The sequence below is a fragment of the Streptomyces sp. NPDC002690 genome (assembly GCF_053592415.1).
Window position 1 is genome coordinate 1 of record NZ_JBSFVR010000104.1, and the last position, 21,736, is coordinate 21,736.

The 21,736-nt window shown below is 71.0% G+C and carries 16 protein-coding genes and 2 pseudogenes; 6 read left to right on the forward strand and 12 right to left on the reverse strand.

Annotation, left to right across the window (positions count from 1 at the left end; all coding sequences use genetic code 11):
* Positions 1–88: 88 nt before the first annotated feature.
* The 3 genes and pseudogenes from ACWD3D_RS15670 to ACWD3D_RS15680 form a co-directional block, all read left to right on the forward strand.
* Positions 89–1,414, forward strand: a pseudogene (locus tag ACWD3D_RS15670) (FtsX-like permease family protein); the annotation flags it as partial.
* Between the two features lie 267 nt (positions 1,415–1,681).
* On the forward strand, positions 1,682–2,290 hold the full coding sequence (gene sigK, locus ACWD3D_RS15675; RefSeq protein WP_451461413.1) for an ECF RNA polymerase sigma factor SigK: 609 nt from the start codon (positions 1,682–1,684) through the stop codon (positions 2,288–2,290).
* Positions 2,287–3,054 (forward strand): anti-sigma factor, encoded by a 768-nt coding sequence (locus tag ACWD3D_RS15680; protein WP_451461414.1) that lies wholly within the window; start codon positions 2,287–2,289, stop codon positions 3,052–3,054. The genes sigK and ACWD3D_RS15680 overlap by 4 nt, the downstream gene beginning before the upstream one ends.
* 67 nt (positions 3,055–3,121) lie before the next feature.
* On the opposite strand, the gene sbnA is transcribed toward ACWD3D_RS15680, so the two are convergent.
* The 6 genes from sbnA to ACWD3D_RS15710 form a co-directional block, all read right to left on the reverse strand.
* Positions 3,122–4,141 (reverse strand): 2,3-diaminopropionate biosynthesis protein SbnA, encoded by a 1,020-nt coding sequence (sbnA, locus tag ACWD3D_RS15685; protein ID WP_451461415.1) that lies wholly within the window; start codon positions 4,139–4,141, stop codon positions 3,122–3,124.
* A gap of 42 nt (positions 4,142–4,183) precedes the next feature.
* Positions 4,184–5,275: a 2,3-diaminopropionate biosynthesis protein SbnB gene (sbnB, locus tag ACWD3D_RS15690; RefSeq protein ID WP_451461416.1), complete on the reverse strand. Its 1,092-nt coding sequence runs from the start codon at positions 5,273–5,275 to the stop codon at positions 4,184–4,186.
* Entirely contained in the window at positions 5,272–6,324 is a 1,053-nt protein-coding gene (locus ACWD3D_RS15695) for a TauD/TfdA family dioxygenase (protein ID WP_451461417.1), read from the reverse strand. Before ACWD3D_RS15695 ends, sbnB begins: the two co-directional genes overlap by 4 nt.
* 63 nt (positions 6,325–6,387) lie before the next feature.
* The gene (locus tag ACWD3D_RS15700) at positions 6,388–8,850 is read right to left on the reverse strand and encodes an amino acid adenylation domain-containing protein (RefSeq protein ID WP_451461418.1); all 2,463 of its coding nucleotides are present in this window, start codon (positions 8,848–8,850) and stop codon (positions 6,388–6,390) included.
* On the reverse strand, positions 8,850–11,480 hold the full coding sequence (locus tag ACWD3D_RS15705) for a Pls/PosA family non-ribosomal peptide synthetase (protein ID WP_451461419.1): 2,631 nt from the start codon (positions 11,478–11,480) through the stop codon (positions 8,850–8,852). The genes ACWD3D_RS15700 and ACWD3D_RS15705 overlap by 1 nt, the downstream gene beginning before the upstream one ends.
* 850 nt (positions 11,481–12,330) lie before the next feature.
* Entirely contained in the window at positions 12,331–13,068 is a 738-nt protein-coding gene (locus tag ACWD3D_RS15710; protein WP_451461428.1) for an ATP-grasp domain-containing protein, read from the reverse strand.
* A gap of 279 nt (positions 13,069–13,347) precedes the next feature.
* Here ACWD3D_RS15710 and ACWD3D_RS15715 point away from each other — a divergent pair, with 279 nt between their 5' ends.
* Positions 13,348–14,181: a nucleotidyltransferase family protein gene (locus tag ACWD3D_RS15715; RefSeq protein WP_451461420.1), complete on the forward strand. Its 834-nt coding sequence runs from the start codon at positions 13,348–13,350 to the stop codon at positions 14,179–14,181.
* Here ACWD3D_RS15715 and ACWD3D_RS15720 read toward each other — a convergent pair.
* On the reverse strand, positions 14,157–14,360 hold the full coding sequence (locus tag ACWD3D_RS15720) for a hypothetical protein (protein ID WP_451461421.1): 204 nt from the start codon (positions 14,358–14,360) through the stop codon (positions 14,157–14,159). The genes ACWD3D_RS15715 and ACWD3D_RS15720 overlap by 25 nt on opposite strands.
* Before the next feature lie 186 nt (positions 14,361–14,546).
* Here ACWD3D_RS15720 and ACWD3D_RS15725 point away from each other — a divergent pair, with 186 nt between their 5' ends.
* Both ACWD3D_RS15725 and ACWD3D_RS15730 read left to right on the forward strand, forming a co-directional pair.
* Complete coding sequence (locus ACWD3D_RS15725; protein WP_451461422.1) at positions 14,547–15,485, forward strand: hypothetical protein; 939 nt, start codon at positions 14,547–14,549, stop codon at positions 15,483–15,485.
* Positions 15,486–15,577: 92 nt separating this feature from the next.
* Positions 15,578–16,075 carry a hypothetical protein gene (locus tag ACWD3D_RS15730; RefSeq protein ID WP_451461423.1) on the forward strand — a complete coding sequence of 166 codons (498 nt, stop codon included), beginning with the start codon at positions 15,578–15,580 and terminating at the stop codon, positions 16,073–16,075.
* Between the two features lie 123 nt (positions 16,076–16,198).
* Here ACWD3D_RS15730 and ACWD3D_RS15735 read toward each other — a convergent pair whose 3' ends face one another.
* The 5 genes and pseudogenes from ACWD3D_RS15735 to ACWD3D_RS15755 all read right to left on the reverse strand — a co-directional run.
* Positions 16,199–18,409 carry a B12-binding domain-containing radical SAM protein gene (locus tag ACWD3D_RS15735; RefSeq protein WP_451461424.1) on the reverse strand — a complete coding sequence of 737 codons (2,211 nt, stop codon included), beginning with the start codon at positions 18,407–18,409 and terminating at the stop codon, positions 16,199–16,201.
* On the reverse strand, positions 18,406–19,791 hold the full coding sequence (locus tag ACWD3D_RS15740) for an MFS transporter (RefSeq protein ID WP_451461425.1): 1,386 nt from the start codon (positions 19,789–19,791) through the stop codon (positions 18,406–18,408). The genes ACWD3D_RS15735 and ACWD3D_RS15740 overlap by 4 nt, the downstream gene beginning before the upstream one ends.
* A gap of 48 nt (positions 19,792–19,839) precedes the next feature.
* Complete coding sequence (locus tag ACWD3D_RS15745) at positions 19,840–20,427, reverse strand: flavoprotein (protein ID WP_451461426.1); 588 nt, start codon at positions 20,425–20,427, stop codon at positions 19,840–19,842.
* Positions 20,427–21,518 carry a radical SAM protein gene (locus ACWD3D_RS15750; RefSeq protein ID WP_451461427.1) on the reverse strand — a complete coding sequence of 364 codons (1,092 nt, stop codon included), beginning with the start codon at positions 21,516–21,518 and terminating at the stop codon, positions 20,427–20,429. Before ACWD3D_RS15750 ends, ACWD3D_RS15745 begins: the two co-directional genes overlap by 1 nt.
* A 124-nt stretch (positions 21,519–21,642) precedes the next feature.
* Positions 21,643–21,736: pseudogene (locus ACWD3D_RS15755) on the reverse strand (urease accessory protein UreG); the annotation flags it as partial.

Consider the following 21,736-nt stretch of genomic DNA (forward strand, 5'->3'; position numbering starts at 1 on the left):
CACCGATGACGGTGTCGATGACGTCCCACTTCTCGCAGATCTCCAGGAAGCGGTACACGTGCTGCGGCTCGACGATCGCGCACATGCGCTCCTGCTCACCGCGGCGGGCGGTACCGCCCTGGCGCTGGCCGCGTCCGCGTCCACGACCTCGGCCGGTTCCGGGCTGCTCGCGACCGGCGTGCTGCTGACGCTGGTCGGGTTCGTCGTCGTCGGACCGCTGCTCGCCGGGCTCGTCGTACGGGTACTGGGCTCACTCGTCCTGCGCGTGTTCGGTCCGGTGGGCCGGCTGGCCGAGCGCAACGCGCTGCGCAACCCGCGCCGTACCGGAGCGACCGCTGCGGCGCTGATGGTCGGTCTCGCGCTGGTCGCGAGCCTGTCGGTGGTCGGCAACTCCATGGTCGCTTCGGCGACCGCCCAGATGGACAAGTCCGTCGGCGCCGACTTCATCATCCAGGTGGGCGACGGCGACCCGATCAGCCCGGCCGCCGCCAAGGCCATCCACGCGGCCGGACATCTGGCCCACGTCACCGACCGCACCGACGTCGCCGCGACCGTCACCGCCCCCGACGGCACCGCGGAGAAGAGCGAGATCGCGGCGGGAACGCCGTCCTACACCGAGGATCTCCGTGCCAAGACCGTGCGGGGACAGCTGGTGGACGCCTACGCCCCCGGCGCCATGTCGGTGCCCGAGGGCTGGGCCGCGGCACACGGGGTCACCCTCGGCAGCCGGCTCGACGTCGCCTTCGCCGGCGGCACCACGGCTCGGCTGACGGTCCGCGCGATCACTTCCGACGACACGGTGTTCGACAAGGGCGCCATGTACATGGACATCGCCGAGGCCAGGCGCTATCTGCCGGCCGCCGAATTCCCGCTGAACAACATGATGTTCGCCGCCGCGCGGCCCGGCCAGGAGGCCGAGGCGGCAGCGGCCCTCAAGGCGGCCACCGCCGACTACCCGCAGGTCAAGGTCCGGGACCAGGCCGCCTACAAGGACATGGTCGAGCAGCAGCTCGACCAGTTGCTCAACATGATCTACGCCCTGCTGGCACTCGCCATCATCGTCGCCGTCCTCGGAGTGGTGAACACCCTCGCCCTCTCGGTGGTGGAACGCACCCGCGAGATCGGGCTGATGCGCGCCATCGGACTCTCCCGACGCCAGTTGCGCCGGATGGTCCGCCTGGAGTCCGTGATCATCGCCCTGTTCGGTGCGGTCCTCGGCGTGGCCCTGGGCCTGGGCTGGGGCGTCGCCGCGCAGAAGCTGCTGGCCCTCGCCGGGCTGGGAGTGCTCAGCATCCCGTGGACCACCATCGGCGTCGTCTTCCTCGGCTCCGCGGTGGTGGGCCTGCTGGCCGCGCTCTTCCCGGCCTTCCGGGCCGGGCGGATGAACGTCCTGAAGGCCATCGCCACCGAGTAGCGCCGCGACAGGGACCGAGTGCCCCGGTCCGGGAACGCCGGGCCGGGGCCGGGGGCGGATCGCTTCCGTGTGCACTGACGGACGTCCACAGGCCCGTCGGCTACGAACCACTGGTGAGGCGTGTGTCCGGCTCACCACCTCGCGTACGTTCTCCCGATCCCGTCGACGGGGGGAGATGAGGGAGGTGAATCGGTGGAGCAGATGGCTTCGGACCGGATGCGCTCCTCGCCCCGCGGCGTCAGGGTCGAGCGGAGTCGAGGAGCGGCTATGCATCGTGGCAGTGGAGCGGAGCCCGGAGACCACCCGGGGGCCGATCATGACCGGTCGGCGGATCAGGTGGTCCTGGACGGGCTGCTCGTGCGCGCCGCCACCGGCGACGAAGACGCCTTCGCCGATGTGTACGACGCCCTGGCGAAGCCGGTGATGGGGCTGGTCTGCCGGGTGCTGAGGGACGAAGCACAGGCGGAGGAGGTGACCCAGGAGGTGATGGTGGAGGTGTGGCGCACCGCGGACCGGTTCCGTCCCGAGCGGGGAACCGCGCGGGGCTGGGTGCTGACCCTCGCGCATCGCCGCGCCGTGGACCGGGTGCGCTCGGTCGCCGCGTCCAGGGCCCGGGAGATGCGGGTGGGGGTTCGGGACCAGGACCGGCCGTTCGACGTGGTCGCCGAGGAGGTCGAGAGGCGGGAGGACCATCGCGTGCTCTTCGTCTGCCTCACCGGGCTGGCGGGGCAACTGCGGTTGCCCCTGATTCTCGCGTACTACGAGGGACTGACCTACGCGGAGGTGGCGGACTCCCTGGACTCGCCGCAGGGCACGATCAAGTCGCGGATGCGCCAAGGGCTGCACCGCCTTCGTGAATGTCTGGGAACGTCATGACCCCGCGTCCCGGCGCCGACCCGCATCTGGATGTCGGGGCCTACGTGCTGCACGCGCTGCCTCCCGACGAGGAGGCCGCCTTCGAGAACCACTTGGCGGGCTGCGCGGAGTGCCGGACCGAGGTCGACGGACTGGCGGCAACGGCGAACCTGCTGGGCGAGGCGGTGGAGGAGCGCACACCGTCGCCGGAGGTGCGCCGCCGGGTGCTCCAGCAGATCTCCTCCATCCGTGTCCCCACCGCCCGGGGGGACGGGCTCACTCCCGTCGTGACGCGGTCCCATCGGCGTCGTGTGCGGGCGCTCGCGGTGTCCCTGGCGGCTTCGGTGGCCGCGGCAGCCGGTCTGGGAGGTGTCGCCTGGTGGCAGACTTCGGCGGCGAACACCGCCCGCCAGGAGGCCGCGCAGGTTCATGACGGTGCTCAGGTCCTCGCCGGCGTCCTCTCGGCCCCCGATGCCGCGATCACCGCCGAGCGGCTCCCCCAGGGGGCGACGGCGAGTGTGATCACTTCGCGGTCCCAGAACCGGGCCGCGTTCGTCGCGACCGGGCTGCGTCCGCTCACCGACGACCGTGTCTACGAACTCTGGTACGCCGAGGGGAAGAGCTTCCGGCCGGCCGGGCTGCTGTCCGGTGCGGGCGGCTGGCAGGCATACGTCCTCGACGGGCCCCTCGAGGGCGCCACGGCCGTGGGCATCACCGTGGAACCCGCCGGTGGGTCGCGGCAACCCACCACTCCCCCGCTCGGCCTCGTCGCCGTTCCCGGGTGACACGTCCCGTCGCCGTCGCCGCCCCCGACAGGTGGGGGCGGCGACGGCGACGGCGACGGCCGCGCGGTCAGGGGACCGCGCTGTCCGCCGTGTCCGGCTCGCGGGCGGGGGGCGGTTCGCCGGGCCGTTCCTCCGGGAGGAGCGCCTGGTCGCCGTAGAGGGCCTGCACCCAGTTGGTCTGGTAGACCGTGTCGAGATAGCGCTCGCCGAGATCCGGAGCGATGGCCACCGAGGTGAGATCCCGTCCTCCGTGACGGGCGAGCCAGTTCGAGGCTCCGCTGACCACCGTCCCGGTGGAACCCCCGAAGAGGAAACCGCGCCTGGCGAGGGCCCGGCAGGTTCGGACGCTGTCGGCCTCGTCGACGTGTACCGCCTCGTCGACGTACGACTCGTCGAGGAGCGGAGGCCGCCTGCTCATGCCCAGCCCGGGGATCATGCGGCGCCCCGGCGGGCCGCCGAAGATGGCGGAACCCGTGGTGTCCACGGCCACGATGCGTACCGGCCGGTGGAAGCCCCGGAACCAGCGTGCGCAGCCCATCAGGGTGCCCGTGGTGCCGACTCCGACGAACAGGACGTCCAGTCGGGGGAATCGGTGGGCGATGGCGGGGGCGGTCCGCAGGTAGTGGGCCCTCCAGTTGTCGGCGTTGGTGTACTGGCTGAGCCACACGTGACGGCCGTCCGCCGCGCAGAGGTCGCGCACGTACGCGAGCCGGGCGCCCAGCAGGCCGCCGGTGGCGTGCTCGTCGGAGACGACGTGCACCCGGCTTCCCAGGGCTTCCATCATCTGGCGCGCGGTCAGGTTGCAGCGGGAGTCGGTCACGCAGATGAACCGGTAGCCCTTGCTCGCCGCGATCATGCTCAGGGCGACGCCGAGGTTGCCGGAGGAGGACTCCACCAGGATCGAGTCCTTCGTCAGGACGCCGTCGCGTTCGGCGGACTCGACCATTTCGGTAGCGGCCTTCAGCTTGATCGACCCGGCGAAGTTGAATCCCTCGCACTTGAGGAAGAGGGGGTGGCCGGCCATCGCTGCGAGGTCGACGTAGAGGTCTTCCTCGTTGAAGGCTTCGGGGACGGAGATGACAGGCACGATGTCTCCTCGGTGGCTGCGGATGGTGGACGGCCGGACGCTTCAGCCGTGCCGGCTCAGTTCGTGGAAGAAGTCGTCGACGATCTGGAGTTCACCGGCCCGGGCCACCTGGTCGTAGACGTACTTGCCGACCGCGAGGTCGAGCACGCCGAGCCCGAACGGAGAGAAGATCACCGGCCGGTCGGGCGGGACCGTCACACGCTCCGCCATGACGTCGTCGAGCGTGCCGAGCAGGAAGTCGCGGTTGCCGGTGAGCTGTTCGGTGAGGTGCGGTGAGGTGTCGGCGCGCAGGCAGTGCTCCACGTCGTCGACGACGTTGGTGGCGCTGAGCAGCACCTGCGGGGCGAGGTCGCGCAGCGACACGTGCAGCACCACCGGGTTGTGGCGGAACCAGGCCGGATCGTGGACGTGCGGCCGGCCGGCCACGGTGGCGAAGACGATCAGATCGCTCCGGCGGACCAGTTCCTCCGCGCTTCGGTGCACGGTGACGCGTCCGACGGCTCCGGACTGTTCGAGGTAGGCCCGGAAGCCGGCCGCGCCGGCGGGAGACACGTCGTGGATTCCGATGTCGTCGAAGGACCAGCCCGTCCGGTCGAGGTAGGTGTGGATGTAGCGGGCGATCAGTCCGGCGCCGACGAATCCCAGCCGGGCGGGTCGCTCGCGGCCCCTGCTGAGCCGGTCGGCCGCGGAGGCCGCGGAGGCCGCGGTCCTGGCGGCGCTGATGATCGAGCTCTCCATGCAGGCGAAGGGGTAGCCCGTCGCGTAGTCGTTGAGGATGAGCACGGCCGACGCCCGGGGAATGTCCGCCGCGACGTTGCCGGGGAAGCTGGAGATCCACTTGAGGCCGTCCACCCGGTTCTCGCCTCCCAGGGAGGCGGGCAGCGCGATGATCCGCGACGTCGGCCGGTCCTGGAAGCGGAGGAAGGTGGAGGGCGGGTTGACCGAGCGGCAGGCCCCGTGCAGGCGGTAGGTGTCTTCGACGACCTCCACCACGTCCTTTTCCCGTCCGTCGAGGACGGCCTTGACCGTGGCGCCCGGGACGACGGCGAAGGGCGGTACTGCCACGTCCGCGTGGGCGGTCGTGCCGGAGGCCGTGTCCACGGTGGTCGTTGCGGAGAGGTTCACGGTGGTCATGAGGCCGCCCTCCCCGCGTACGGCACGGGACCGGGGGGAAGCGTGGGGTCGATGGACACGGGGTCCGCCATCCCCACCACCACGTCCCTCGGTCCCTCGAACGCCTCCCGGCCGTGTGCGGTGCGGATGTTGTCGACCAGCATCAGATCTCCGGCGTGCCAGGGCCGTCGCACGGTGTGTGCCTCGTACGCCCGGTTGATCCGGCCGACGACGTCGGGGGGTACGGGGTCGCCGTTCCCGTAGAAGGTGTTGAAGGGGAGGCCCTCGGAGCCGTACTCCTCGACGAGGAACTCCCGCACCTCCGGGGCCAGGGTCCACTCGTTGAGGAAGGCGATCTGGTTGAACCAGCAGCGTGTACCGGAGAACGGGTGTCCCACCACGGCGTCGCGGCGCTGCCGGGTGCGCAGTGAGCCGTCGGACTGCCAGGAACTCCGGATGGCGTGGGAGCGGCAGTACGCGTCGATGGCGTCGTGGTCGTCCGTACCGAACGACTGGTTCAGCGTGGCGCCGATCTCGTCGTTGTACGAGCGGGTGAGGAGCCATCCCTGCCGCTCGAAGCGGTCGGTGACGTCCGCGGGCAGGTCCTCCAGCACGGCGGTCGCGTCGGCGACGGTCGTCGCACCACCCTCCGTGGGGGGCCGGAGGCAGGCGAAGAGCAGCAGGCCGGGGAACGGGGTCGTGTAACTCAGCTCGTGGTGCATGCACATGGGCTGGTTGGCCGGCCAGCTCGCGGACGAGTAGAGGCCCTCGGCGTACGTCTCACGCGGCGCGAAGGACTCGCGTTCGGTGGCGGGACGGTCGGCCAGGCGAAGCAGGACGGACTCGACATCGGCCGGGGTGCGCAGGCCGAGGCCGCGGACCGTGAGCGTGCCGTGTCCGGCGACCAGATCGCGCAGCGTCCGACGGTGCTCGGTCACCCAGGCAGCCGCGTCCGAAGTGACCCGCGCGTCCAGAACCGGTGGTTCCTCCGCGACCGTTGAGGCGGTGGTCCCGGTGGGCGCGTACGGTTCGGCGCCGACGGGGTCCTTGCTGAACAGTGCCGACAACATGGTGTGCTCCTCTGTTTCGTCGTTCGCGAAATCGTTCGGGCTCTGCGGGGGCCGTACCGGACGTCAGGGCGGCAGGCTGCCGGTCTCCCCGGCCCTGCCGTCCATCAGACGGGCCAGGCCGGCGGGTGTCGGACGGGCGGTGAGGTCGCGCAGGGAGATCGCCCGGTCCAGGCGGACCGCGAGACGCACGGCCGACAGGGAGGTGCCTCCCAGCTCGAAGAAGTCGTCGTGCCGCCCGATCTCCGGGACCGCCAGGCCGAGCACGGCCGCCCAGGCCGCCACGAGCCGGCGCTCGGTGGGGGTCTGCGGCGGTTGGTGCGTGTCCTTCTCCCGTAGGTGCTCTTCGGCGAGCGCCGCCAGCGCCTTCCGGTCGGTCTTGCCGTTGGCGGTGAGCGGCAGGCGCTCCAGGCGGCGGACGGTGTCCGGGACCATGTACGCGGGCAGCAGCTCGCCGAGCCGGCGGCGCAGGTGTACCTCGTCGGGCGCGGCGGGGCCGGTGCAGAAGGCGGTCAGCCGGCCGTGGCCTTCCGGTCCGGTCACCACGACCGCGCCGTCACGGACGCCGGGGACCTGCGGCAGGGTGGCCTCGATCTCGCCGATCTCGATGCGGAACCCGCGTATCTTCACCTGCGCGTCCCCGCGGCCGAGGAACTCCAGTTTCCCGCCGGGCAGCCAGCGCCCGATGTCGCCGCCGCGGAAGAGACGCAGGCCGGGCCGGTGCGGGTCGCTCGTGTAGGCGAGGCGGGTTCGTTCGGTGTCGTTGACGTAGCCGCGCCCGACGCAGACGCCGGAGAAGACGATGGCGCCGGGGGCGCCCAGCGGGACGGGCATCGAGTGGTCGTCGACGACGTCGACGCGCACGTTGTTCACCGGACGGCCGAGGGGGACGCGGCCGGTGGCGGGCGCCTCGTCCATCACCTCGTGGTTGGTGTCGTCGGACGTCTCCGTCAGCCCGTAGGCGTTGACCAGACGGACGCCCGGGCCGGTGGCGAACCATCGCTGGGCGAGATCGCTCCTGAGCGTCTCCCCCGTGACGGACACGCATCGCAGGTCCGGCAGGGTACGGGGGTGGTCCGCGAGCGTGGTCAGCAGGAGGTCCAGATAGGAGGGCACGACCTGGAACTCGGTCACTCCGCCCTCGGCGATCGTGGTCAGGAACCGGTCGGCGTCGAGAACCGTCTCCTGGCCGACCACCAGGGTGCGTCCGCCGGCCAGGAGCGGGGCGAGCAGTTGCCACAACGAGATGTCGAAGCACTGCGACGCGGTCTGGGCCACGACGGAGTCCTCGCCGAGGCCCAGGTCGCCGATCTTGGCCAGGAGGTGGTTGAGGAGTCCGGCGTGCTCGCACATGACGCCCTTGGGCTCCCCGGTGGAGCCGGAGGTGAAGAACACGTACGCGAGCCGGTCCGCCCCGACTTCGGCACCGGGTGCCGTTTCCCCGCCCGGCTGTTCGATGATCTCCGGGACCAGCAGCCGGTGGGCGCCGGGAAGGGTGACGAGGGCTCTGTCCAGGTTGGTGGCGCTCTCCGGTTCGGTGAGTACGTGGGTGCATGCCGCGCGGCCGAGCATGGTGGTCATCCGCGCGGGCGGGCAGTCGGGGTCGACGGGCAGGTACGCGCCACCCGCCTTGAGGACGGCCAGCACGGCGGCGGCCCAGCCCAGGCCGCGCCCGGTCACCACGGCGACCACGTCCTCGGGACGCAGCCCCGCCGCGAGCAGGGCGTTGGCCAGCCGATTGGCCCGTAGGTCGAGTTCCCGGTACGTCCAGGACCGGTCGCGGTGGACGACCGCGACCGCCTCGGGGCGGGTTCTGACGCGTTCCTCGAACAGTTCGTGGACACGGCGGTCCGGCAGCTCGCGGCGGGGCCCGGCGAGCTCGTCGAGCTGGAAGCGGAGCTCGTCCGCCGACAGCAGGGTGCTTGCGTCGAGCGGTGAGTCGGGATCGGCGGCGATCAGTTCGAGCGCGGTGAGGTGATACCCGCTGATCCTGGCGGCCTGGTCCGCGTCCATCACCTCGGTCCGGTAACTCAGGCGTACGGCGGTTCCGTCGGCGTCCGCCCCGGTGGCGACGCCGAGGACGACGCCGTCGCCGTCGGGCAGGGCGGGGGGCTCCCGGCCTTCCGGTTCGAACACCGCCTCGGGGTGCGGGGGCGGCGAGGGCGCGGTGCACGACGCGGCCGTCCGGGCGACCGCCGCCACCAGGTCGTGCCAGCTGCCCGGGCCGGCCGTGACGTCCAGGCGTACGGGCACGGAGCCCGCCCGGGGTACCAGGCCGGTGCGCACGTGCGGGTCGCCGGAGAGCACGGCCAGCACTCTCACGTGGGCGGCCAGGAGAAGCGCGGTGAACGGCACGTCGAACTCGGCCGCGCGTCGGCGCAGGTCCTTCACCAGGGCGCGGGACAGGGGCGTGGTCGTCTCCGCCGTGCCGGGCACGGGGGTCGCGGTCCATCGCGGGACGACCGTGCAACCGTCCTTCGCCGGGGCGGCGGCTCCCGGGGCGTGTCCGCCGGTCACTGCTGCGGCCATCACTGTTCGCCTCCACTGCGGTCGGTCAGCGGGTGGGCGGGGTTCCCCGCCCAGCGGGAGTTCTCCGGAACGGTCTCGCCCTTCATCAGGAAGGAGTCCGCCCCCAGTTCGGCCCCGTCCGCGATCGTCACGCCGTAGTGCACGAGCGCTCCGACGCCGAGCGTGCAGCCGGAACCGAGCGTGCTGCGGTCGGACTTGAACGCGCCGTCCTCCTGCGAGTGGCACTGCACCACGCTGCCGGCGTTGAGCGTGCAGCCCTCTCCGACGGTGACCATCCCGCGCTCGGTCAGACTGCAGCCGTCGTCGAAGACCCGGGACCCGATGTGCGCTCCGAGCAGCCGCCACACGACGTTCTTGAAGGGGGTGCCGTTGAGTACCTGCAGATAGGTCTCGGCCGGGACTTTCCAGTACCGCTCACGGCGCCAGAAGCGCCGGTCGTAGATCGAGCAGAACAGAGGTCCCTGGGGATGCAGGGCCGTGACGACCCGCTCGATCAACACGAAGTACAGGAAGGTGAACGGCAGCACCACCGCGTTGGCGGCGGCGAGGGCGGCCATGCCCCACTGCGGATACAGGCTCGCGGCGCACGCGAAGAACGCGGTCACGCAGAAGAAGTACAACCAGCCGGTGAAGAGGTAGGCCGCCATCGTCACGGCGTTGTGCCGGTTCTTGGCCGCGAGACGGCGGCGCCGTCCTCCCTCGTCGCCCTCGTCCGCCGACTCCTCGAACGTGCTGTCCCGCAGCACCGACCGCGGTATCTCGAAGGCGGGCGAGCCGAGCAGTCCGACGTCGTGGCGGAGCGGCCCGTCCACCGGGACCATCACCTTCGTGGCGAGGAGGCAGTTGTCGCCGGTTCTGCCGCCCGGTGGGTAGGCGATCCGGTTGCCCAGGAAGTTGTGTGCCCCGACCGAGGTCCGTGACAGGCGGAACGAGGTGCTGGAGTACTCCGCGTTCATCAGCGAGAGGCCGTCCGCGACCATGGTTCCGGTGCCGACCTCGCTCAGGAACGGGCTCTCGTGCTTGACCCGGGTACCGAAGTTCGAACCGGTCTGCTCCACCCGGGAGAGGTCGTACCCGATCCACCGGAGGTAGCCCACGACGTACGTGCTGTCGCCGAACAGCCGGGTGAGGGAGTTCCGGTTGGTGAGCAGCGCGGTCGCCCTGTGCAGGGCGTGGTGGAGACCGAAGAGCGGATACGTCCTGCCGGGCCGCACGAATGTGCTGAGCAGCCGGGGGACCACGGCCAGGACGACGAGGCCGCCGAACAGGGCTCCGGAGAACGCGACCGCGGTGGCCGCGAGCACGTCGGCGTAGAGCGTCCAGCTCGTCGCGGCGGCCAGCCCCTGCCTCAGCAGCGCGGAACCGGCCAGGACCCGGGAGAGCAGCACGTCCAGGAGGCCCACCATCAGCGGCAGGTAGACCGCCACCGCCATGAACAGGAGGGTCGCTCCGCCGGCCGCCCGCCGCAGGGTGGCGCACCGGGCGGGTCCCACCGTGAGGAAGTCCGTGTCCGTGACCCGGGCCGGCGACCCGTGCCAGTGCTCACCGTCGGGTACCGCCTGTCCGGTGTGCAGCGAGGAAGCATGGCCGATCTGGGAGCCGTCACCGAGGCTGGTGCCGATGTCCAGCACCGTCGCCTCGCACACGACCGCGTTCCGTCCCATGACGACGGAGCCCGTCTCGATCATTCCGTCGCGGGCCCGGTAGCAACTGACGAGAGCGTCCTTGCGGACGACCGCGCCGGCGCCGATCGTCAGGAGGTCCGTACAGACCGGAGCACTGCGGGACAGGAAGGTCACTCCCCGCCCGATGTGCGCGCCCAGAGCCCTCAGATAGAGGGGGTAGAGCGGCGAACCCACGAACAGGACCAACGGGCTCGATCTGACGAGCGACTTGACCAGCCAGAAGCGGAAGTACGCGAGGCTCCAGACGGGAAACCGCTGCGGCTTCCATCTCCCGACCAGCAGCCACTTGGCGACTACGGGGAGGGCGCAGAGCGTCAGCAGCAGCACGGCACCGAACACGACGGACCGCAGGTAGGAGTCGGGCAGGGTGCTTCCGGCGGAGATCCAGTCGTAGCCCCGGGACGTCGCGAAGGCGAGGAACAGGGCCATGCCGAGAAAGCTCAGCAGTTGCAGTCCACCGCACAGGGCCAGGCGGGGACGGCTCGTCCAGCCTGCCCTCGCCCCTCCCGCCCCGGTCCCTCCCGTCTCCGTCCCGCCCGATTCCGTCGCGACCGATTCCGTCCCGACCGCCGCTCGGGGCGGCGCGTCCGGTGTCGTTGCCTCGCGCCCGGGTTCCTCCGCCGTGGTGCCGGCGACCGGGGCAGTGCCGGCGACCGAGGCGGCGAGACTCCGGACGGTCGGGTGGCGGTAGACGTCGCGCATCGACACCGGGGGCAGATCGGGGTGCTTCCGTACACGGGCGCAGAAATGCGCCATGACCAGGGAGTCGGCACCCAGATCGCTGAAGAAGTCGCTGTCGACGGGTACCTCCTCCACCCGGGCCACGTCCGCGAGGAGCCTCGCGAGTCTCGGTTCCGTACCGGACGGGCAGGAGGCCTCGGCCTGCGGGCGGTCACGGGTGACGGAAGGATCGGTGCTCGCTACGTCGAGTCGCTGTCCTGCCATGAGCACTCCCAGAGCCGCCTGCGATCGAGCGTTCCGCTCGCTTGACAGGCATTCGTTGCCCACGGCCCGCGGTATGAGGGATGTGCCGGTTTTCTCGACTCTTCTCCACGCGGGAAGTCACTCCGCGTACGGTGCGGGCGCCGGTCACCGGGGCGGACGCGTCGAAATCCGCGTCGGCCGGACGCTCAGGCTTCCGTCTCGCCGATGTCCCAGGGCTCCGGATGCGTCGGTCACGGTCAACGTGCTGGGCCCGGGTGCGTGCCGGACCACCTGCGTGACCGGTTCGGAGACGATCGACGGGACGTCGTCGGGGTGCCCCGGCACGGGTGCCTGCCGGGGCACCCGGAGAGACAAACCGCTGGAGCACGGCGAGGAACGTCCGCCTACTGGATGTATGCGGACGTTCCGCCCACACGGCGAGCCGCCATGAATGTCCTCGTGCGCCTCACCAGGAGTCGCGCGTGTGCGTCAGACGCCGGTGGGGACCTCCGCGTGCTGCGGGACGCCGGAGACGGCGGGGGCGTGCCGCTGGAAGAGCGCGCCGATGACGAGCGCCCCCGAAGACGAAGATGACTGAGGAGATCGGGATGGCCGAGTAGGCCCCGGCCCGGTTGCGGTCGCTCAGGATTCGCAGGGGCAGCAGCGGGTTGGCGGCACGGCTCTGCCAGTAGGCGAACGCGACCGACCGTTGACCGGCATCCGGTAGGGCGCGGAAACCGCTGCCCGCCGGGCGGGAGGCCCCTTCGCTCCTCGCGGCCACGGAGCGCCCGCACCTTCGACCTCACGGTCCGGTACGGCTGGACCGTGAGGTCGAAGACCCGGTGCGCGCCGGGCCGATCAGTGCCTCGCGTCAGTGCCTCACGAAGGCCAGATCCGGTGTCCGCACGTGCTCGCGCGGCCCGGCCGCCCGCAGGACCACGTCCAGCACCCGTGCCGGGTCGGCCGCGTAGGCATGCGAGAACCACGCCATGTTGGCCTCCACCACGGCCCAGCGGTGACCCAGGCGGTACGGGTCCAGCAGTTGCCCGACGTCCACGACGACGGCACTCGGCAACGTGCGCCCGGCCGCGGCGGCCAACCGGTCGACGAACTCCGTGACCTGCGCGGCGGTGGCCCGGTCGGCGCGGTCCGTACCGAGCGGGCGTGGGTCGAGCCGACCGAACGTGGCGTACCGGCTCGCCGCGGCGATCCGGCCGTCCAGCAGGAACAGCCGGTACTCGGCAGCGAACGTCACCACGTCGGACAGCAGCACCGGTTCCGCCGGATCCAGGGCGGAGGACAACCGGGAGCCGTCGGTGTAGACGTCGGCGGCGAAGGACTTGTCACGGGGTGGCTTGACGAACGTCGGCCGGTCGATCGCCCATGCGTCCGCGACGGTCCCCGCCCGTATCCGGCGGCCGGTGAACTCTTCCGGCAACTCGGCGAGCCAGCCGTCCGTCGGCTCCAGCAACGCGAACCCGAGCCGGTCGGCCAGCCGCCCACCCGCGACCGGTCCCCCGTACCAGTACGCGGGGCCTGCCAGGCCGGGTTCCTCCGCCGCCCTGACCGGCATCCCTCGGCCCGCCGCCTCGACGGCCAGCAGTTCCATCGTCGACGTCCGCCGCCCGGGCATGACCAGCACCGCGTATCCCTCCCGCACTTCGCGAAGTCACCACGCTAAGGGGCGCATCGAGTTCTGGGCTAGGTCGGTGGGCGGTGTCCGGTGCCGACGCGGGAGCCCGGTGAGACGTTCCCGACAGCCCGAAAGTCCCTGAGGACCACCGTCAACACGGTTCATGGCCGCCCCCATTGGCCCCTGGACGCGAGAAGGCTCGGATTCTCCGTGGTCCACAGGTGCCGCATCAGCCCCGTGTGGCATCGTCGACGGGTGTCTCCCCCGGACTTCGAGGTTCGCCGTGGCGACCTCTCGAACCTGCCCCTGACCGCATCGGATCTGCGCGAGCTGACCAACGCTCCCCCTGAGGAGCAGGCTCTGGCGTTCGCCGGCACGATCATGCGGAACCCGACGATCAGCGCCGTGCTGGAGCGGTTCTCGGCTCTCGATCTACCGCCCTGGTACCTCACCGCGGGCTCGCTGTTCCAGACGGTGTGGAACTCCGCCGCCGGCCGTCACGACCTCAACCACGGGATCAGGGATCACGACCTGTTCTTCTACGACGACGTCGATCTGTCGTACGAGGCGGAGGACCTCGTGATCAGGAAGTGTCTGCACGCCTGTGCGGACCTGGGCGTCGAGGTCGAGCCGCGCAATCAGGCGAGGGTCCACCTCTGGTACGGGGCGAAGTACGGCAAGAGCATCCCGCAGTACGCGAGCCTCGCCCATGCCATCAGCAGCTTCGCGGCGACGTGCTGCTGCGTCGCGGTGAACCTGGACGAGGAAGGGCTGCTCCGCATCCACACCACACACGGGTTCGAAGACCTTTTCAACGGGGTGTTGCGCCCGAGCCCCGTGACCATCGCTCCTCGCCAGGTGTACGAGGACAAGGCCGCGCGGTGGATGGAAGTGTGGCCGGCTCTGACGAAGTTGCCGTGGCCGCGGGACTCGGACGCGGGTCAGTACGCCTCAAGGGCTGTCCCGCAATTCCCGTCGGGCGGACGATTACCGGGCGGTCAGCAGCAGTGCCGCGTGGTCACTGAGTCCGCTGGAACGTGCGTGGTCGTCGAAGACGCACTCGGTCAGCCGTTCAGCTTGAAGTCGTAGCTCTCGCACATGTCCACCAGCGCCGCGTTTCCGGGCAGGTGGTGGAAAAGGCCGGTGACCAGCACCAGTCGTCGATCCAGCGTGCCGGTGTCCGCAGGCGCCCGAGTTGTGCACCGCTGCCGTTCGAGGTGCGCGTCCGCAGCGGCGCGGGCAGCAGCCCACGGCCGCCTGGACCGCACCCCTGCGGGACCATCAGGGGTACGAGCAGAACACACGACGCGGCAAGCGCACATGACGGTGTGCCACATCGACTCACTGCCGGCCGGGCTACGAGGCGACCCGAGCCGCCCAACTCTGCCGAAGCGGTGACGCATGCCCCAAACGCGAATGTAACCTTCTCTCAAATTCAGAGAGAAGGGGACACTGTGGCGACGAGGATCGAATTCACCTACGGCGACGACGGGAGCAGGGAGCATGTCGTGCTCCTTTCCGACCAGCTCGCCCGAGCCCTGGCCGGTGTGCTGCGGGGTGAGGTCGTGCTGTCCGAGAAGGCAGACCCCCGCGGACTGTTGCAGGACACCGCGACCATGACCGACCTGATGGAACTCCAGGAGGAATGGCGTGAGAAGGCCATCGTGGCGGTGGACGCGACTGGGGCCGTGGACCGGGACGCCCTGGGCATCACCGCGAAAATGGGCGCGGCCAAGCTCTACAAGCTGCTGGAGCGGCACGGCCGACCGCGCAACCGCACACAGTTGACGCAACCGTCGGCGCTGGAAAGCCGTGTCACCGCCGAGGACGGAGAATGGGATCCGGTTCGCGTGATCGACACCCTGAGCAGCTATGGATGGGACATCGACGAGAAGCGGGCCCGCGCGCTCCTGCGCACACTGAGCGAGCAGGAGGTGCTGGAGAAGATCCCTGGCCGCTCCGGGCGCGCCGTCTACCGGGTCCCCGGCACTCGGGACTGGCTGTACTGCCTGGACCCGGAACTGAGTACCGTCGATGGCGGGCCCTCCACGCCGGCGCGGGTGGCGAAGCTAGCACTCGAAGGCAGCGGATCAGGCGTGTGGTGGCTGGCCAAGCCTTTGAAGAGGATGAGGGACGGCGACCGACTGTGGTTCTACTTCTCCGGCGTCGAAGGGAAGATCGCAGCAATGGCGCACGTGAATTCCGAGCCGCGCCCGTCACCGGCCGGCTCGGACAGGCCGTACGAGTTCGACGCGACTCTGGATCCGAAGGCGACGGCGGCCCTGCGCAAAGCCCCCGTACGGCTGGCGGAGATGGAGCAGCAGCACCCGCAGGGGTGCGGGCAGATGCGGGCGGCGGACGCGGAGTTGGCCGCCGTGCGTGCCGGACTGTGACCGTTCCACCAAGGGTGGCCTGGCGGGAAGGGTCCCGCGGCATCATCTCACGCGGCAACGAGGAGAATCGGTGGACGACCGACCGAAGTGCCATGCGGCCACGGCTGCTCGCGGCCCTCGGAGCCGCCCTGCTCCTCTCCTCCTGTTCGAGCGCAGGCGGGAATGATCACCGGGCGACGGACGGGTACGCCTCGCACTGGGGAGAGGACATGGGCGCCCCGGAGGCATCGGCGTTCATGAAGGTGGCGGTGCCCGAGAGCGCGACGGAGGTGAAGGGCGCCGTGCAGATCAATCCGCAGGAGGACGTCTATCTGCTCTCCTTCGTGACCGACGAGAAGACCGCGGTGGGGGTGGCGGAGGACCTGCGTCCCGAGACTCCCCTGCACACCAGGAAGCAGGACCTCCCTTCCCCCACCGAGCTCTTCGGGCACCTCGGCCTCACCGAGCCCCAGAGCGAGCAGGGTGTGCGCTGGGCCGGAGCCTGCCCGCCCTGCATCGGGGACAGCCGCCGGAGCGAGGTCCAGTGGATCGAGATCCACGTCCTCGAACTGGGCGCCCACAGGACCCGGGTGTACCTGCGGGCGTTCTGACCGACCGGGAGACGCGTGCGCGCCGTCAGAGCGGGACCTGGGTTCCGAGGTGCGGGACCGGACGGTTCGCTTTCCGCGGGTACGCCGCGTCGTGGCCGTCCGGCCCCGCCGCCTCGGGCGTCCTCAGACCCGGGCCTGCGTCGCGAGCATCAGGCGCAGGGCGCGGGTCATGGCGTTGTCCACACCGAAGTCCACCCCGGCAGGCACCTCTACGAGGCCGCCATGGGCCAGGACCAGGACGCCGCAGGTTCCGGGGCGGGCAGTGCCGGGGCCGTCCAGCCACTCCTCGTACGCGCCGGACGTGGTGTCCAGGTGCGCCCTGCTCCTTCGGCTCACCTCCGTCATCAGCTCGTCGACACCGGTCAGTTCGTCGACGGAGGCGAACGGAACGCTCACCACGGACTCCTCGACCAGGCGGACGCGGGGCTCCTGCTCGCGGCCGGCCCCCTCGGGAGCCTCGGGCGCCTCGGGCAGCAGTCCCCGGCCGAAACGCGCGAAGTACAGCAGGGTGTGCGCGGAGTCGATGCCGCCGAGGAAGGGGCGGTCGAAGCTGGTCTTGCGGTTGCCGGTGAAGTACTCGCGGGGAATCCGCGGGTCGTCCGACACCGGCCAGTGGACCTCGCCCGTCTCCGTGTCCCGCCAGGGCACGTAGCGCCGGATGTCGTCGGAGGCGGACAGCGGCATCAGCTCGATCCCGAAACGGTCGGGGTCCTTGGCCACGATGGAGCCGGGCGTCAGCCCGAACACCCCGATGCCCGAAGTGGTCCACAGCTTCTCGTGGTGCTGGAGGAACTCGTACGTCGCCAGCGCCTCCGCCCGGGTCTCGGTGGGGAAGCCGGTGAAGCCCATCATCTGGGCGGCGATGCCGTTGCGCGCCAGTTCGGCCAGGACGTCGGGGACGACGTCGATCCCGACCCCCTTGTCGATGAGGTCGAGGATGCGCTGGGAGCCGGACTCGTAGCCGAAGGAGATCGCTACGCATCCGGAGGCCGCGAGGATCTCGCCCACGGCACGCTTGGGGAACGTGCGTTCCAGCCGCAGCTCGGCGGACCACCGCAGGTCCAGGGTGGATTCCGCGAGGGCGGCGGCGAGGGTGCGCAGATAGCGGGGGGACATGGCGTCCACCGCGAAGTACAGGGTCCTGCCGTAGCGGCTCGCCTCCCGCAGGTCCTCCAGCACGGCGGCGACCGGGCGTTCACGCGAAGGCGAGGTCGGCCGGTCGGTGTTGAGGCCGTAGTCGCAGAAGGTGCACTTGTTCCAGTAGCAGCCCCGGGTCGGGCTGTAGAGGATCACCGGCTCGGGTGCCCAGTAACGCTCCCACTCCCACACGTCGTACGCCGGGGAGGCGAGCGTCGCCACACTGCCGTACGCGATGTCGGGGGCCGGCCGGCTCCTGGTCATCACGCCGCTGATGGCCTCGAAGGCGCCGCCGCCCCGGACCGCGCCGTTGCCGACCGCGTCGAGGATGCCGATGAGGGCGGTCTCGCCCTCGCCGGGGACGATCAGGTCGGCGTCCTGGAAGACCCGCCACGGGGCCGCGGGGTCGGGGGCGTACTTGACCACGTCGCCGACCTCGGTGCCGCCGAAGACGATCACCGTGTCGGGCAGTACGGCACGGATCAGGCGGGCCATCCTCAGGGCGACGGGCAGCTGGCTGGTGTAGTTGACCGACAGGCCCACCACCGCCCAGGGCCGTTCGCGCAGTTTCGGGACGAACTCGTCGGCGAAGTACCCCTCGAAGGGGCGGGCCACGGCCGCCGGGACCGCCGGGTCGGACAGGTCCGCCGTGCTGCACAGGTTGACGGCGGACTTGGCCCGCATCGAGAAGCCGTCCGCCGTGCCGGGCGGCATCTCCAGGGCGATCAGGTCCCACCACCGGCTCATCACCGCGACCGCCTGGGCATAGGTCGGGGGATGGTAAAAGTGCTCGGGGTCCTGGAACACGCCGATCGCGTCGCGGGCCGATGTGGCGGACAGGCCCTCGGCGGCCAGCGCCTGCCGGTAACGGATCTCGTCGTGCCGGCGCGGGACGGCGGACCTGGCCTCGATCTCGGCGCGGGTGCGGCGGGCGGCGGCGAGCACGGCGCCGAAGCGCTCGGGGTCGGCGAGGTAGGTGAAGGCGTCGAGGTTGGCGTCCACGCAGCCGTACTCGGTGTGGCCGGCCTCGCGGGCGGCGCCCACGAGGTACGGGATCGAGTGGTAAGCGGTCGTCGGGTCGGTCACCGGCGGGTTGACCAGCAGGTAGGCGGTGTTGCCGGTGCCCCGGCCCGGCCGCCGACCGCGGTCGGGCTCCTCCTCGAACCGCGGCATGCCCAACGGGACGAACACGCTCATCGCTGTGACTCCTGACTGTTGTCCTGCGGTGGATGCGTGGCACGGGCGGCCGGCACGCCGGATGCGAGGCCGCTCGCCGGGGCCCCCGGCTTCAAGGAGACCGGTGGGGCGTACTCGGTGCCCGAGCGGTGGTCGCGGAAGGCGCGCTGGGTGAGCGCGCCGACCACGGACAGGGCGATGGCCGCGCCCGCCACCGGGAAGAACGGGGCCGCGCCGAGGTGGCGGACCCCGAAGCCGGCCACGGCCACGGAGATCGGGAAGGTGCCCATGACGGCCAGCATGACCAGGCTCATGACCCGCCCGATGAGCGCCGGCGGGGCCCAGACCTGGAGCAGCGTCACCACGACGATGTTCTGCCAGCCGCTGGCCAGCGCGTAGACGCACACGCACACCGCGGCGCCGACCAGGCCCCCGGCGTAGGGGACGGCGCTCAAGGCGATGCCCATGACGACCGCGAGGGTGGCGAAGAGATAGGCGGGCGATTCCACCGGCCGGCTACGGGCGGCCACCAGCGAACCGGCCAGTCCTCCCAGGCTCAGGCAGGTCAGCAGAACGCCGTAGCCGGTGGCGCCCATACCCTGGTGGGCCAGTTCGGGCAGAGCCACCTCGATCGTGCCGTTGAAGGCCAGGTTGCAGACGAGGGCCACCACCAGGACGACGTGCAACAGCCGTCCGTGGCGCAGCAGTTCGACGAAGGACGTCTCGCGCGCCGGGGGTTCTTCGGCTCCTGCGGGCCCGTCCTGCCGCGGCGCGTCCGCGTCCGCGTCCGCATCCGCGCCGGAGCGTATCCGGGCGAGCACCAGCGCCGACACGAGGAAGGACGCGGCGTCGACCGTGAGCGCCGGGCCCGCGTCGAAGGCGGCCACCAGGGCGCCGCCCGCCGTCGGCCCGAGAAGTCCGCCGACCTGGTTGACCATGGTCGACAGGGCGTTGCCCCGGCCCAGGTCCTCCTTGGGCAGCAGGGCGGGCAAGAGGGTGTACGAGGCGGGGATGAAGACCCCGGAGCAGGCGCCCAGGACGACGGCGATGGGCGCGAGCTGGGCCAGTGTCGGTGTCCCGGTAGAGGCGAGCACCGCGAGGATGCCCACGGCGGCGGCCCGCACCAGGTCGGCGACGAGCATCACCCGCCGGCCGCCGATCCGGTCGGCCACCACGCCGCCCAGCGGAATGGTGACGACGCGGGGGATGCCGTAGCAGGCCAGGACCGTGCCGAGCAGGACGGGGCCGCCGTCACCGGAGAGAATCAGCCACGGCAGCGCTACGGCGTAGCAGTAGTCCCCGACCGTGGAGGAGAGCTGTCCGGCGAGCAGCAGCCGGAAGCCGCGCACCGACATCGGTCCGCTCGTCAGTGCCGTACGGAGCCTCTGTCTGGCTGGTGCCACGCGTCCTCCTCGTGCTGGTGCCGGAAACCGCCCGCCCCACGGGAGTTGTCAGACACGGCCTACGTCCAGGTCCAGGAATTCGCGGATCACCGCGGTCACGGTGTTCGGCGGCGGCAGCCCGAGGTTCTTGCGTACGTCCCCTGCGGAGATCTGCCAGGCGGGGGCGGGCACCGGGTCCACCACGGCGTGGCCGTCGGCGCGCAGCCGGTCCACGTTCCGGCGGACGGCGGGCCGCTCCCACATCAGGCTGTTCATGCTCGGGAAGAACAGCACCGGGCGCTCATGGGCGAGCAGCGCCGAGCTGAGGAGTCCGGAGGCGAGTCCGTTGGCGGCCTGGCCGAGCATGTTGGCGGTGGCGGGCAGGACGACGAACCGGTCCGCCCAGACGGCGGGGGTGACATGACCGATCGTCAGTTCGTCCTCGCCGTCGCAGTAGACGTCCCGGCACAGCAGACGCATGGTGGCGGCCGGGATGAGCACGGCGGCGGAGCGGGTCATGGCCATGCGGATCTCGACGCCGGGTCCGAGGCCGGTGCGCAGGGCCATGAGGTACTGCGGAACGGCGAGTACGTTGCCGGAGCCGCACACCCCGATGAGCAGCCGGCGAGGGGAGTCCGGGCCGGTCTCCGCCGTCATCACCGTGCTCCGGTGGGCTCACCGGCCGCCTCGTGCAGACCGCACTGGGCGGCGACGAGATCGAGCCTGTCCTGGACGTTGTACTTGTAGCTGGGGCAGGGCGGATGGCCCTCCTGCCACGCCTTGGGGCAGGAGCCGCCGCAGGTGGGCATGAAGACGCAGCCCTTGCACCAGGTGGTGCCCGCGGCGATCTCCTCGTTCCAGCCGTCGAAGGGGCCCAGCGGCCGGAGCGGTTCGGTGCCCGCCCGGTCGATGTGTATCAGCGGGAGACTGCGCTCGGCCTCGGGGACGAGGGGGTACTCGCTGCACGAGAAGATGTTGCCGGTGCTGCTGATGATCTCGGACGAGCGGGTCGTGGCGGGGCAGAGGACCTCCCGCGCGGTGATCGGCATCAGCTGCGTGTGCAGCCCGTGCTCGGAGAGCAGCCGGAGCCACCCCGTCTCGCGTTCGGCGAACTCGTTCTTGGACACCTCGATCGCCGATATGTCGTTCCCCCACGAGTGGACGGGAAAGATCGAGAAGGACACGCGGGGGTGGCTGAAACCCAACTCCGCCATCAGCTCGATATAGCGGGGTACGGCGTCCTGGTTGTGCACATCGACATTCGTCCGGAACGAGAAATGGGTGGGGCCAAGATCCGGTTCGTCGAGTACGGAACGCACGGCGCGCACGATGTTCCAGAAAGATCCGCGTCCGCTTTTCAGCGGCCGGTGTTCATTGTGTATATCCGGCGGCCCGTCGATCGTGATCTCGAAATGGGTGACCCCGCAGGAGCGGATGAGCGTGGTGATTTTCTTCGGGGTGAGGAGGGAGCCGTTGGTGACGATCACCGAGGAGTAGGCGACCCCGTGCTCGGCGGCGGCGGCGACGAACCGGGGGGCGAGGTCGCGGATGACCGCGTAGCCCATCATCGGTTCCGCCCCGAACCAGTCGATGCGGGCGCTGCGGGTCTCCGGGGCGGTCACGGCGCGCAGGACGCGATCGCGGACCCGGCTGCGGTGGGTGTGGGACAGCCCGCCCCGGGTGTGCTCCTGGCCGCAGTAGGCGCACCCCATGTTGCAGTAGGAGGTGGGCAGAAGGGCGATGTGCACGGCCGAACGCTTCGCCGACGCACGTCGGTTGCGGTCGAGTACGGCGGACAGTTCGTCCTCGCCGGCCGGTACGAGTATCTGGGCCGCGCGCAGGGCGCCGGTCCAGGCCGGGGTGAGCGCGCCGGTCGTCCCGTACGGCGGTGTGCGGGCAGGCGCCCGTCTCGACGCCTACGACCCGCTCCGGGTCCAGCACTCCGGCGAGGGTACGGCGGACGTGC

Excerpts from the sequence above, each read along its gene's own strand:
- sigK (WP_451461413.1), top strand. The coding sequence starts at position 1,682 with ATGCATCGTGGCAGTGGAGCGGAGCCCGGAGACCACCCGGGGGCCGAT.
- ACWD3D_RS15680 (WP_451461414.1), top strand. The coding sequence starts at position 2,287 with ATGACCCCGCGTCCCGGCGCCGACCCGCATCTGGATGTCGGGGCCTAC.
- sbnB (WP_451461416.1), bottom strand. The coding sequence starts at position 5,275 with ATGACCACCGTGAACCTCTCCGCAACGACCACCGTGGACACGGCCTCC.
- ACWD3D_RS15695 (WP_451461417.1), bottom strand. The coding sequence starts at position 6,324 with ATGTTGTCGGCACTGTTCAGCAAGGACCCCGTCGGCGCCGAACCGTAC.
- ACWD3D_RS15700 (WP_451461418.1), bottom strand. The coding sequence starts at position 8,850 with ATGGCCGCAGCAGTGACCGGCGGACACGCCCCGGGAGCCGCCGCCCCG.
- ACWD3D_RS15705 (WP_451461419.1), bottom strand. The coding sequence starts at position 11,480 with ATGGCAGGACAGCGACTCGACGTAGCGAGCACCGATCCTTCCGTCACC.
- ACWD3D_RS15710 (WP_451461428.1), bottom strand. The coding sequence starts at position 13,068 with ATGGAACTGCTGGCCGTCGAGGCGGCGGGCCGAGGGATGCCGGTCAGG.
- ACWD3D_RS15730 (WP_451461423.1), top strand. The coding sequence starts at position 15,578 with ATGCGGCCACGGCTGCTCGCGGCCCTCGGAGCCGCCCTGCTCCTCTCC.
- ACWD3D_RS15735 (WP_451461424.1), bottom strand. The coding sequence starts at position 18,409 with ATGAGCGTGTTCGTCCCGTTGGGCATGCCGCGGTTCGAGGAGGAGCCC.
- ACWD3D_RS15745 (WP_451461426.1), bottom strand. The coding sequence starts at position 20,427 with ATGACGGCGGAGACCGGCCCGGACTCCCCTCGCCGGCTGCTCATCGGG.